This is a genomic window from Actinospineispora acaciae DSM 45401, from assembly GCF_000620785.1.
In the GTDB taxonomy this organism is placed as follows: domain Bacteria; phylum Actinomycetota; class Actinomycetes; order Mycobacteriales; family Pseudonocardiaceae; genus Pseudonocardia; species Pseudonocardia acaciae.
This window is the reverse complement of sequence record NZ_JIAI01000001.1, coordinates 1,939,491-1,951,775: the sequence shown is the minus strand read 5'-3', so window position 1 is coordinate 1,951,775 and position 12,285 is coordinate 1,939,491. Positions and strand designations below refer to the sequence as shown.

Here is a 12,285-nt window from a genome sequence, read left to right as displayed (position 1 = left end):
ACGCCGATGGAGTTCCTGGTCCGGATCGAGGTGGCGCTGCCGGCCGACATGCCCGCCGCCACCCGCGCCGAGCTCACCGCCGCCGAGTTCGACTACGGCCAGGAGCTGCGCCGCCGGGGGACGATCACCCGCATCTGGCGGCTACCCGGCGGCCTGCGCAACGTCGGCGTCTGGGCGGCCCGCGACGCGACCGAGCTGCACAACGCGATCGCTGGGCTGCCGCTGTATCCGTGGACGACCGTGGAGGTGACCGCGCTGGCGGTCCATCCGCTCGAGGAAGGGTAGGCATGCGCACGTTTCCCGACGGCTTCCTGTGGGGCACCGCCACGGCCGCCTACCAGATCGAGGGCGCCGTGGCCGAGGGCGGCCGCAAGCCGTCGGTATGGGACACGTTCGCCCATACCCCCGGCCGGATCGAGAACGGCTACACCGGCGACGTGGCCTGCGATCACTACCACCGCTACGACGAGGACGTGGAGCTGATGTCCTCGCTCGGGCTGGGCGCCTACCGGTTCTCGGCCGGCTGGTCGCGGGTGATGCCCGACGGCGTCGGCCCCGCCAACCCGGCCGGGCTGGACTTCTACGACCGGCTGGTCGACGCGCTGCTGGAACGCGGCATCGTGCCGGCGCTGACGCTCAACCACTGGGACATGCCGCAGGCGCTGCAGGACCGCGGCGGCTGGCCCGACCGCGCGACGGTCGATGCGTTCGTCGAGTACGCCCGCGCCCTGGCCGGCCGGCTCGGTGACCGGGTGCGGCTGTGGACGACGCACAACGAGCCGTGGGTGATCGCGTACAACGGCTACGGCGAGGGCTCGATGGCGCCGGGCGTGCGCGACTGGAAGGCGGCCTCGCGGGCGGCGCACCACCTGTTGCTCGCGCACGGCCGGGCGGTCACCGCGCTGCGCGCGCTCGGGGCTCCGGAGATCGGCTACTCGCCGTGCGTGATCCCGCACCGGCCGGCCACCGACCGCCCGGAGGACGCGCTCGCGGCGCGGCGCGCGAACGAGCTGATCTACGGCTGGTTCCTCGACCCGGTGTTCCACGGACGGTATCCGCGACTGCTCTGGGACCGTTTCGCCGAACACGGCTGCCTGCCCGATGTCGAGGACGGCGACATGGACGAGATCCGGGCCCCGATCGACTTCCTCGGGGTGAACTACTACATGGTCTTCGACACCGTCGACGATCCGGACGAGAACGGCCCGGCCGGGTTCCGGGAGCTGCTTCCCCCGCTGCCGAGGACCGACTGCGACTGGCCGGTTCATCCCGACGGCCTGCGCGAGACGCTGGTCGAGATCAACCGCGAGTACCGGCCGAAGGCGATGTACGTGACCGAGAACGGCGCCTCCTACGACGACCCGCCGAGGGCGAACGGCGTCGTCGACGATCCCCGGCGCGTCGAGTTCCTGCGCTCGCACTTCGCGGCCGCCCACGGCGCGATCGAGGCCGGCGTGCCGCTGCGCGGCTACTTCGTGTGGACGCTGCTGGACAACTTCGAGTGGATCTGGGGCTACAACCGGACGTTCGGCATCGTCCACGTCGACCGCGACACGCAGCGGCGCACCGTCAAGAGCTCGGCCCGGTTCTACGAGCGGGTCGCGCGCACCAACACGCTGCCGTGATCGTCATGGGCCGGTGAAGTCGTAGGTCGAGGTGAGGCCGCCGTCCACGGTGATCGCGGCGCCGGACAGGCCGGAGGCCCCGGGGCTGACCAGGAAGCACAGCGTCCGCGCGACCTCCTCGGGGCGCAGCAGGCGGCCCTGCGGCGAGCGCCGTTCGCACTGGGTCAGCGCGTCGGCCGGGTCCGGGCTGTGGGCGAGGTGCTGGCGCAGCAGCGGGGTGTCGACCGCGCCGGGCAGCACCGCGTTGATCTGCAGGCCGTCGCGCGCGTGTTCGAGCGCGGCGGAGCGGACCACCTGGAGCAGCGCCGCCTTCGAGGCCGCGTACGCGCTCATCTCCTCCTCGGCGAAGAGCGAGTCGACGCTGCAGACGACCGCGACGGCGCCCCGGCCGAGGGCCACCATCGGCGGCAGCAGCGTCCGCAACCCACGGATGACCCCGAGCACGTTGATCTCGAACAGCCGCCGGAAGTCCTCCGGGCGGGTGTCCAGGAACGGCTTGACGGTGATCGCGGCCGCGCAGCAGACGAGGCAGTCCGCGCCGGCCGGGTCGATCTCGGCGGCGACGCCGGCCACCCGGTCCCAGGTGGACGGCTCGGCGATGTCGCCCCGGACCCACGCCGCGGTGTCGCCGCTGAGCTGGTCGGGCTCGCCGTCCAGGTCGACGCCCACCACGGCGGTGCCACCATCGGCGAGTTGACGGGCGGTGGCGAGGCCCATCCCGGACGCGGCGCCGGTCACGACTGCCAACCGCCGGCCGGTGGCGGGCGAACTGCTCATGTTTCTGCTCCTGGACTGACGTGCCGGGTGCATCTAGTCTGGACACATTGTGAAGCAGGCTTCATTTGGTGGCAAGACTGGGTGGTGAGCTCATGCAGCGGGTAGGACACGCCTGGCGTACCAAGCCGGGCAAGGCCGAGGAGTACCGCCGGTTCCACGCGGCGGTCTGGCCCGAGGTGGAGCGGGTGCTGCGCGACAACGGCGTGCGCACCTACGTCATCTACCAGTACGGCGACATCGTGTTCAGCTACCTGGAGGTCGACGACTACGAGCGGATGGCGGCCGCGTTCAACGCCAGCCCGGCGGCGCAGCGCTGGGAACGGGCGGTGGGCGACATGATCGAGTACGTCGACGCCGACCCGGAGACCGGCTGGCCGGTGGTGCTGCCCGAGGTCTGGGCGCTGTGAGCGCGGGGCCCGACGAGCGCCTCGACGGGGCCGTCCTGGTCACCGGCGGCGCGCGCGGCATCGGGCGGGCGGCCGCGCTCGGCTGCGCGCGCGGGGGAGCCTCGGTCGCGGTGCTCGACCTCGACGGCGAGCTCGCCGGCCAGGTCGCCGAACAGGCCATCGGGCGGGGTGCGCCGGCGTCCGTCGGGTTCGCCTGCGACGTGCGCGACGAACGGTCGGTCGCCGAGGCCGTCGACGCGGCCGCCGACCGGCTCGGCCCGGTGCGCGGCGTGGTGAGCAACGCCGGGGTCGATCGCGGCGGGCTGGTGCACGAGCTGGGGCTGGACGCCTGGCGCGACGTCATCGACACCAACCTGACCGGCGCGTTCCTGGTGTGTCGCCGCGCGCTGCGGCACATGCTGGAGCACGGGCGGGGCGGCTCGATCGTCTGCGTGTCCTCCCCGTGGGCCGTGGTCTCGGCCCCCGGCGGCGTCACGCCGTACTCGTCGTCGAAGGGCGGGCTGTCCTCGTTCGTGCGCAGCGTCGCGCTCGACTACGCCGGGCACGGCATCCGGGTCAACGCGGTGCTGCCGGGCCCGATGGACACCGCGCTGATGTGGGCGAACGTGCCGGAGGACGAGGTCCCCGCCATGCGCGAGCTGATCGGGGGCCAGGTGGCGCTCGGCCGCCTCGGCGAGCCCGACGAGGCGGCGGCGGCGATCACCTGGCTGCTCAGCGAGCGCTCGTCCTACGTCACCGGGTCGCAGCTCGTGGTCGACGGCGGCGTGCTGGCCAAGGCCAGCATCGCGGTCTGAGCCCCGCCGTGACCAGGTACCGCTTTCCCGACGGGTTCGCCTGGGGCGCCGGCACGTCCGCGTACCAGATCGAGGGCTCGCCGCTGGCCGACGGCGCGGGCATGTCGCTGCAGCACACCTACGCCCACACGCCGGGCAACGTCCTCGACGGCGTCACCGGCGACGTGCTCGCCGATCACTACCACCGCTGGCCGGAGGACGTCGCGCTGATGCGGGACCTCGGGCTGGGGGAGTACCAGTTCTCGGTGGCGTGGCCGCGCGTGCTGCCCGACGGCACCGGCACGGTGAACGGGAAGGGCATCGGCTTCTACGACCGGCTGGTCGACGCGCTGCTGGCGGCGGGCGTTGCGCCGGCGCCGATCCTGCACGTCTGGGACCTCCCGGTGGCGTTGCACCACCGGGGCGGCTGGATGAACCGGGACAGCGCCGAGTGGTTCGCCGCGTACGCCGACGTCGTCTACGAGCGCCTCGGCGACCGGGTGCCCCGGTGGATGACGATCTGCGAGCCGCTGTCGATCGCCGGCGGCGGCTACATCGACGGCCTGCTCGCGCCCCGGATGCGTGACCTGCACTCCGGGCTGCGCGTCGCGCACCACGTGCTGCTCGCCCACGGCCGCGCGGTCGAGGCGTTCCGGGCCGGCGACGCGACCGGCGAGATCGGCACCAGCACCGGCCTCTCGGACATCCAGCCGGCCTCCGGCGACCCCGCCGACCTGGCCGCGGCCGCGCGGATGAACGAACATGACAACGCGCTCTACCTCGATCCGATCATGCGCGGCGAGTACCCGGAGCGGATCGTCGCCCGCTACGGCGAGGCCTGGCCGGAGGTGCGCGACGGCGACCTCGCCACGATCGCGGCGCCGATCGACTTCCTCGGCGTCACCTACTACCAGGGCCAGGTCGTCGCCGCCGCCGACGACGCTCTGACCGGTGTCGATGCTCTCCTCGGGGTACGGACGGTGCCGACGGGCCGCCCGGTCACCGGCATCGGGTGGGACATCAACCCGGAGGGGCTCACCCGCGCGCTGCTCTGGCTCAAGGAGCGCTACGGTGACTTCCCGCTGGTGCTGACGGAGTTCGGTGCGGCGTTCGACGACGTTGTCGTGGACGGTGCGGTCGACGACAGGGCGCGGCGGGAGTTCCTGTGTGGCCACCTCATCGCGGCGCACGCGGCGATCCGGCGCGGCGTCGACCTGCGCGGGGCATTCGTCTGGTCGCTGCTGGACACCTGGGAGTTCTGGCTCGGCGTGACCGCCCGGTTCGGGATCGTCCACGTCGACTACGAGACGAAGCGTCGGACGGTCAAGGAATCCGGCCACTGGTACGCCCGCGTGATGGCGGAGAACGGTTTCGACGGGTAGCGCCGACGGCGGCCGGTCGCCTTGACGCTACTCAACATCGCTGATAGAACGGTCAGTATATGAACAATCCACAGTCGGTGCCGAGCGGTGACGTTGCCGGTACCCGGATCCAGTCCGTTGCGCGCGCGTCGCAACTGTTGCTCTGGATTGCCCAGCAGCCGCGCGGGGCCACGGCCAAGGAGGTGTCGGTCGCACAGCGGCTGGCGCTGCCGACGGTCTACCACCTGGTGAACACGCTGGTCGACCAGGGCCTGCTGACGAAGGACGCGAGCCGGCGCTACGTGCTCGGCCGCAGCGCGTCGATCATCGCGCAGGCCTACCTGCGCGGGAAGTCGGTCTCGCCGGGGCTGCTCGCCGCCGTGCGCGAACTGGCCGAGCGCAGCGGGGAGACCGCGTACCTCGCCGACTGGGGAGAGAACGACATCCGCGTGCTGGCCTCGGTCGAGAGCAGCCAGCTGCTTCGGGTCGCCGAGGTCGCCAGCGGCCCGTACCAACATGGGCACGCCCGCGCGAACGGCAAGGTGCTCCTGGCCTACGCGTGGCCCGAGATTCGCGAGGCATACCTGCGCGCGCACCCGCCGGTCGCGCTGACCCAGGCGACGATCCACGATCGCGCCGCGCTGGAGCGGGAGTTCGCGCGGATTCGCCGCCGTGGCTACGCCTACGACCGCGAGGAGTACGCCCTGGGCGTGTCCTGCGTGGCCGCGCCGCTGCTGCACGACGGCCACATCGTGGCGGCGTTCGGGATCACGGTCCCGACCGAGCGTTTCAAACGCCAGCGCCAGTCGCTCACCGCGACCCTGCTCGACGTCGTCGCCGGCGCCGACCGGATGCTCGACATGGACGACCCCGACGCCCGCCAGCACGGCGCCTAGCTGAGGTCCGTGTTGGTGGTGCTCGTTCGTGGCGCACCCGCCCGCCGCGCTCGTCCGCCGCGCTCGTCCGCCGCGCTCGTCCGCCGCGCTCGTCCGCCGCGCTCGTCCGCCGCGCTCGTCCGCCGCGCTCGTCCGCCGCGCTCGTCCGCCGCGCTCGTCCGCGGCCGCGTCCCCGCCCCGCTCGCCCGCGGCCCGCGCCGCCGCCCGCCCGCGCCCCCGCTCGCCTGCCCCCGAGTAGAACGATCTATCCAGGAATAGAACGATCTATCAAGGCGTGCCTGGCGTCGTTGGCGTGCCCAGCCAGCCTGGCTGACCACCCGGGTACGGCACGCATGAGTACGAACAATTCAACCGATTCGGAATATGCGCCGCGCGTTCTCACCGAACAGCGCGCGCCGCTCATCCTCGGAGAAATCGGCGATGATCTCGGCGTAGGCGTCGAGCACGTCGCCGTACGAGCTGTAGATGCGGTCGACCGGCCAGTTCGTGCCGAAGAACGAGCGCTCCACCCCGAACGCCTCGATGCACGCGAGCACCCAGGGCCGCAGCGAGTCGACGGTCCAGGCGTGGTCGCCCATGCCGAGCCCGGAGATCTTCATGACGGCCGTAGGGACGGCGGCCATGGCGCCGATCGCCTCCCGCCACGCCGAGAAGTACTCGGGGTCGCGCCGGCGGGGCGCCAGCGCGTGGTCCACGCAGAAGGTGACCTCGGGGTGGCGAGCCGCGAGCGCGGCGGCCGCCGGCACGTGCTCCAGCAGCGGATCGTCACAGCACACCAGGCCCAGCTCGCCGAGCAGCGCGAACCCGGCCTCCCACGCCGGGTCCGTCAGGTAGCCGTCGTAGCGCAGGTCGCGCACGCCCCGGACCACGGGCGACGCGGCGAGGTGACGCTGCAGCGTCCGGCCCGCGTCCGGCGCGGCCAGGTCGACGTGCGCGACGATCGCGTGCGGAACGCCGAGCCGCTCCCGGAACGCCTCCAGCCACCGGGTCTCCTCGACGGGGTCGTCGATGCCCAGGGCGGCCTGCACGTGGATCACCCGCCGGACGTTCTGGAACCGGGTCTCGGCGATGAAGTCGTCGGCCCAGTAGCGCTCGGCGCGCATCGCCGAGTAGTCGCCGAGGAACTCCGTCTCCTCGTCGTCACCGCCCGGCCGGAGCCATTCGTAGTGCAGCTCGGGAGCGCGCAGGTCGAAGAAGTGCACGTGCGAGTCGGTGAACGGCGGACGGCTCACGCTGTGACACCTGCCTCGCTGCGCTCGGCGTGGAGCGCGTTCGCGGTGGCCAGGCTGGGCGCGTTCCGTTGTGGGCTCACTCGGCAGCCCCGGGCAGGGTGTTGAGCCGCGAGCCGCCGTCGACGTCCAGGGACACGCCGGTGATGAAGCTCGCGGCCTCGGAGACGAAGTAGAGGACGGCGTTCGCGACATCCGAGGCGGTCCCGTTGCGCGCCATCGGAATGGCGTTGGCGATGCCGGAGAGGACCCGGTCGGCGTCCTGGCCGGTGTGCTCGGTCTTCCAGGAGAGCAGCTGCTGGCCCATGCCGGTGGTCGGGACGCCGACCGGGCACACCGTGTTCACCGTGACCGAGGGCGCCAGCTCGGCGGCGAGCGACTCGGTGAGGCCCACCAGGCCGAACTTCGAGGCGCTGTAGGCGAGCAGGTGCGGCACGCCCCGGCGGCCGGCGTCGGAACTGATCGTCACGATGCGGCCGCGGCGGCTCGCGCGCAACGCGGACTCCGCCGCCTGGCAGCACAGGAAGGCGCCCTTGAGGTTGACGTCGAGGGTGTGGTCCCAGTCCGCCTCGGTGACCTCGGCGAGCGGCTTGACGTGGATCACGCCGGCGCAGATGACCAGGGTGTCGAGCCCGCCCAGCCGGTCGACGGCGCCCTCGACCGCCGCGCGCACCTGGCCGGGCGAGCCCACGTCGGCGCGGACGGTCACCGTGCCCGCGCCGACATCGGCCGCCGCCGCCGCGAGTTTTTCCTCGTCGAGGTCCAGCAGGGCGACCGCCGCGCCCTCGGCGGCGAGCTGGCGCGCCACTTCCAATCCGATGCCGGAGGCGCCGCCGGTGACCAGCGCCTTCCGCCCCGCCGCGATGTTCACGATCCGGCGCCTCCTTCGTGCGGTCGACCAGGTTGTTCATATACCCTAGCAACAAGACAAATGATGAAAAAGCCTGACGAGGTGCCGATGTCCGAAGTGATCATGCCGCGACTGTCCGACTCGATGGAGGAAGGCACCATCGTGCACTGGCTGAAGGCATCCGGCGAGGCGGTCCGGCGCGGCGACGAGATCGTCGAGATCGAGACGGACAAGGCGACGGTGGCCCACGAGGCGGACTCGTCGGGCGTCCTCACGATCGTCAGGGCGGAGGGCGCCGTCGTGCCGATCGGGTCGCCGATCGCCCGCATCGACGAGGAACCCGGCACCGCCACCTCGCCGGAGGACGGCGCCGCGCCGCGACCCGAGCCCACCGCGCCCGGTCGGCCCGCCTCGGCGTCGCCGGTCGCGCGGCGGCTGGCCCAGAAACTGGGTGTCGACCTCGCCGCCGTAACGGGTTCGGGCCCGAACGGGCGGATCGTCAGGGCCGACGTCGAAGCGGCCGCCCGCCCGGCAACCCCGGCGCCGGCCCGCGAGCCAGAGCCCGAGCCCCTACCCGAGCCCGTACCCGAACCCGAGGTAGAGGTCGTGGCGCTGTCCCGGGCGCGGCGGACGATCGCGCAGCGGATGGCGGAGACGAAGGCGACGGTGCCGGAGTTCACGGTCAGCATGGCGATCGACATGGCCGAGGCCGTGAGCCTGCGACGGCAGCTCACCACGCTCGCGGCCGAGGCCCCGTCGCTCAACGACATGGTCGTCAAGGCGGCGGCACTGGCGCTGCGCGAGCACCCGCGCGCGAACGGCGCCTACCGGGACGGGACGTTCGAGCTGCACCGGCGGGTGAACGTCGGGATCGCGGTGGCCGTGCCCGACTCGCTGCTCGTCCCGACCGTCGTCGACGCCGACCGAAAGCCGCTCACCCAGATCGCGGCGCAGACGCGGGCGCTGGCCGCCAAGGCCCGCGACGGCCGGCTCACCCCGGACGAGCAGGCCGGCGGCACGTTCACGGTCAGCAACCTCGGCATGTTCGGCGTCACCGAGTTCACCGCGATCATCAACCGGGGCCAGGCCGGCATCCTGGCCGTCGGCGCGCTGGCGGACGTGCCGGTCGTCGATGCAGGCCGGGTCACCGTGGGCACCCGGCTGACGCTCACCCTCACCTGCGACCACCGCATCCTCTACGGCGCGGACGCCGCGGCGTTCCTGGCCCGCGTCCGCGCCCTGCTGGAGACCCCGCTCGCCCTGCTCTAGCCGCTACGCAATTTCATACTATGACCATCATGTTGACATTACGATAATCGCCACCTTAAGGTTCGAGCCCGTCGAATGGTGACCACCCGCGGGGAGCGGCAATGGAGCTGTCGAAGACGACGCCCGGGAACACCGGCCTGCGCCGCTCACTACGCAACCGTCACATGATGATGATCGCGATCGGCGGGAACATCGGGGCCGGCCTTTTCGTCGGCAGCGGAACCGTCATCGGAACCGCCGGGCCGATCGCCGTTCTGTCGTACCTCCTCGCCGGGATCCTCGTCCTGTTCACCATGCGCATGCTGGGTGAGATGGTCGTGGCCAAGCCGTCGGCCGGCTCGTTCTCCGACTACGCGCGAATGACGCTCGGCCCCTGGGCGGGATTCACCGTCGGCTGGCTCTACTGGTGGTACATAGTCGTCGTCGTGGGATTCGAGGTGGTGGCGGCCGCCGGCATCCTCCGGCAGTGGATCGACATGCCACTCTGGGTTCTCGCGCTCGTCGTGTTGGTCGTGTTCACCCTCACCAACCTGTTCTCCGTTCGGACGTACGGTGAGGTGGAGTTCTGGTTCGCCTCGATCAAGATCGCCGCCATTGTCGTGTTCCTCGTCATCGGCGCCCTGTTCGTGCTCGGTGCCTGGCCCGGTGCCGAGCTCTCGTTCGTCAACCTCACCGGCCGCGGCGGGTTCGCCCCGCACGGCGTGATGGCGATGGCCAGCGCGATCGTCGTCGTCATCGTGGCACTGGTGGGTGCCGAGATCGTGACCATCGCCGCCGGCGAGACCTCCGAACCCCAGCGGTCGGTGGCGAAGGCCACCACGGGCGTGCTCTGGCGCGTGATGCTCTTCTACGTCGGCTCCGTGTTTCTCGTCGTCACCATCATCTCCTGGGAGGACGCCGAGGCGCTCAAGAGCCCGTATGTCACCGTGCTGGAAAGGGTCGGCCTGCCGAGCGCCGCGACGGTGATGAACGTGATCATACTGATCGCCGTCCTGTCGGTGTTGAACTCGATCCTGTATGTCTCGTCCCGAATGCTGTTCGTGCTGGCGCGCCACGGCGACGCGCCACGGGCCATGGTGGCGCTCACCCGCAACAGGGTTCCGGCCCGGGCGATCCTGGCCGGAACGACTGTGGGCTTTCTCTCCGTGGTCATGGCCTATTACTCGCCCGACGCCGTGTTCTCATTTCTCATCAACTCGTCCGGCACCATCGCGCTCTTCGTCTACCTGATTATCACGGTCTCGCACCTGCGCCTGCGTAAACGACTCGAACGCGAGGAACCGGAGGCGCTCACCCTCAAGATGTGGGGCTATCCCTACCTGACGTATCTGACCATCGCGTGTTTCTGCGCGGTGCTGGTATCGATGGCGGTGCGGCCCGACCAGCGGATCCAGCTCGTCGCGGGCTGCGTCAGCCTGGCGGTCATCCTGGTCGCGTACGCGCTGCGCCGCCGACGCGCGTCATCGGCGGCGCGGTGACAGGCGGATCGCGGTGGCGTGCCGCGCTGGCGGCGTCGCTGCTCGCGGTGGCCCTTGCGGCATGTGGGAGCCCGGGCGGCGGCGGGCGGCTCGCGGACACACACGTCGAGGCGGCGGCGTGGGGCGCGACGCTGCGCCCGGGCGGGGTGCCCAAGCGCGGCGGCACCCTCGTCGTCGACCAGAACATCGCGCCGCTCACGATCAGCGCGTACCGCATGATGGAGGCCACCGGCACGCCAGACCGCCAGATCGTCGCGCAGATGTTCGACCAGCTGGCCGAGTACGCCCCTGGCCAGCTCGAACCGCGCCCGGCGCTGGCGACGAGCTGGGAGGTCAGCCCGGACGGCCTGTCCTACACCTTCCACCTGCGCCCGGGCGTGACGTTCTCCAACGGCATGCCGTTCACCTCGGCGGACGTCCGGTTCACCCTCGACCACGCCCGAGGGCCGGACTCGTTCTTCAAGGACACGCTGTTCGCCACCGTCGCCTCGATCGAGACCCCGGACCCGCTGACCGCGGTGGTCCGGCTGTCCCGGCCCACGCCCAGCTTCCTCTACTCGGTCGCCATGGTCGCCGCGTCGATCGTGCCGAAGGCGCTGGTCGAGTCCGAGGGTGCCGCCGCGTTCAACGAACACCCCGTCGGCACCGGCCCGTTCATGCTCCAACACTGGATCAAGGACCAGGAAGCCGTCCTGGTCCGCAACCCCACCCACTGGCGCACCGGACGCCCCTACCTCGACGAACTCAAGATCCGCGTCACCCCCAACGACAACACCCGCATCCTCAACGTCCTGTCCGGCACCTCCGACGCGGCCGACAGCATCCCGTTCCCGCAGATCAGGACCATCGACGAGAGCGGCAGGGCCACCGTCCTGGTCGGAGCCGGCGGCGACATGTACGTCATCTGGTCCAACAACGCCACCCCACCGTTCACCGAACGCGCCGTCCGCCAGGCCCTGGCCTACGCCACCCCGGTCGACGACATCAACACCATCGCCTTCGGCGGCGTCGCGCCGATCATGAACACGGTCTACCCGAAGGCCAAGTACTGGAACGAGGCCGCGCCCGGCTATCCCTACGACCCGGGCAAGGCCAAGGCGCTGCTGGCCACCACCTCGGTGCCCCACGGCTTCGCCACCACCATCAACATCGTCGGCACCGACCAACCCTCCAACCAGGTCGCACAGATCGTCCAACAAGCCTGGGCCACCATCGGCGTCACCGTCACCATCCAGCGCCTGGACCACGCGACGCTCGGAGCGAGGTTCCTCGCCGGCGACGCCGAACTGTCGATCTTCCCGCCCGGCGAGTGGGCCAACGACGTGGTGGTCGACGACGAGTTCGCGTCGCTGCTGTTCGACTCGCCCGCGACGCACAACCTGTACACGTACCTGGCGAACCCGGAGGCGGCGGCGCTCACCCGGCGGGCCACGACCACGCTGGACGAGGCCGAACGCAAGCGCCTGTTCGACCGGCTCCAGCTCGTGACCATCGACAACCCACCGGTGATCCCGCTGGTCTACACCCCGAACCGGATTGCCGTGGGCAACACCGTGCACGGCTTCAACGACCTGATGGCCGGCAGCTTCTGGCGGCTCGACGAGGTGTGGAAGGACTGAG

12 protein-coding genes are annotated in these 12,285 nt (G+C 71.3%); 9 read left to right on the top strand and 3 right to left on the bottom strand.

Annotation, left to right across the window (positions count from 1 at the left end; genetic code table 11):
• Positions 1 to 6 precede the first annotated feature (6 nt).
• Positions 7 to 285: a muconolactone Delta-isomerase gene (locus tag N912_RS0109485; RefSeq protein WP_028922244.1), complete on the top strand. Its 279-nt coding sequence runs from the start codon at positions 7 to 9 to the stop codon at positions 283 to 285.
• A 2-nt stretch (positions 286 to 287) separates the two neighbouring features.
• Positions 288 to 1,625 (top strand): GH1 family beta-glucosidase, encoded by a 1,338-nt coding sequence (locus tag N912_RS0109480; protein ID WP_028922243.1) that lies wholly within the window; start codon positions 288 to 290, stop codon positions 1,623 to 1,625.
• Between the two features lie 3 nt (positions 1,626 to 1,628).
• Here N912_RS0109480 and N912_RS0109475 read toward each other — a convergent pair whose 3' ends face one another.
• Positions 1,629 to 2,402: an SDR family NAD(P)-dependent oxidoreductase gene (locus N912_RS0109475; protein ID WP_084210701.1), complete on the bottom strand. Its 774-nt coding sequence runs from the start codon at positions 2,400 to 2,402 to the stop codon at positions 1,629 to 1,631.
• 92 nt (positions 2,403 to 2,494) lie between these two features.
• Between N912_RS0109475 and N912_RS50670 the strand changes: the two genes are divergently transcribed.
• The 4 genes from N912_RS50670 to N912_RS50665 are packed head-to-tail and all read left to right on the top strand — an operon-like array spanning position 2,495 to position 5,839.
• Positions 2,495 to 2,809, top strand: a complete 315-nt coding sequence (locus N912_RS50670; RefSeq protein ID WP_051579893.1) for an L-rhamnose mutarotase — start codon at positions 2,495 to 2,497, stop codon at positions 2,807 to 2,809.
• Positions 2,806 to 3,603: an SDR family NAD(P)-dependent oxidoreductase gene (locus N912_RS0109465; protein WP_051579892.1), complete on the top strand. Its 798-nt coding sequence runs from the start codon at positions 2,806 to 2,808 to the stop codon at positions 3,601 to 3,603. Before N912_RS50670 ends, N912_RS0109465 begins: the two co-directional genes overlap by 4 nt.
• A gap of 8 nt (positions 3,604 to 3,611) precedes the next feature.
• Positions 3,612 to 4,964, top strand: a complete 1,353-nt coding sequence (locus N912_RS0109460; RefSeq protein ID WP_037063078.1) for a GH1 family beta-glucosidase — start codon at positions 3,612 to 3,614, stop codon at positions 4,962 to 4,964.
• Between the two features lie 59 nt (positions 4,965 to 5,023).
• Positions 5,024 to 5,839, top strand: coding sequence for an IclR family transcriptional regulator (locus N912_RS50665; RefSeq protein WP_064745182.1), 816 nt, complete (start codon positions 5,024 to 5,026; stop codon positions 5,837 to 5,839).
• A 347-nt stretch (positions 5,840 to 6,186) separates the two neighbouring features.
• On the opposite strand, the gene N912_RS0109450 is transcribed toward N912_RS50665, so the two are convergent.
• Together N912_RS0109450 and N912_RS50660 are read right to left on the bottom strand one after the other, a co-directional pair.
• Entirely contained in the window at positions 6,187 to 7,071 is an 885-nt protein-coding gene (locus N912_RS0109450) for an amidohydrolase family protein (protein ID WP_028922239.1), read from the bottom strand.
• A gap of 76 nt (positions 7,072 to 7,147) precedes the next feature.
• The gene (locus N912_RS50660; RefSeq protein ID WP_051579890.1) at positions 7,148 to 7,939 is read right to left on the bottom strand and encodes an SDR family NAD(P)-dependent oxidoreductase; all 792 of its coding nucleotides are present in this window, start codon (positions 7,937 to 7,939) and stop codon (positions 7,148 to 7,150) included.
• An 87-nt stretch (positions 7,940 to 8,026) separates the two neighbouring features.
• On the opposite strand from N912_RS50660, the gene N912_RS0109440 reads away from it, so the two are divergent.
• The 3 genes from N912_RS0109440 (at position 8,027) to N912_RS0109430 (ending at position 12,284) form a co-directional block, all read left to right on the top strand.
• Entirely contained in the window at positions 8,027 to 9,187 is a 1,161-nt protein-coding gene (locus N912_RS0109440) for a dihydrolipoamide acetyltransferase family protein (protein WP_028922238.1), read from the top strand.
• A 101-nt stretch (positions 9,188 to 9,288) separates the two neighbouring features.
• Positions 9,289 to 10,665, top strand: a complete 1,377-nt coding sequence (locus N912_RS0109435; RefSeq protein ID WP_037063076.1) for an amino acid permease — start codon at positions 9,289 to 9,291, stop codon at positions 10,663 to 10,665.
• A complete protein-coding gene (locus N912_RS0109430; protein ID WP_028922236.1) occupies positions 10,662 to 12,284 on the top strand; it encodes an ABC transporter substrate-binding protein in 1,623 nt (540 codons plus the stop codon). Before N912_RS0109435 ends, N912_RS0109430 begins: the two co-directional genes overlap by 4 nt.
• Position 12,285 lies beyond the last annotated feature (1 nt).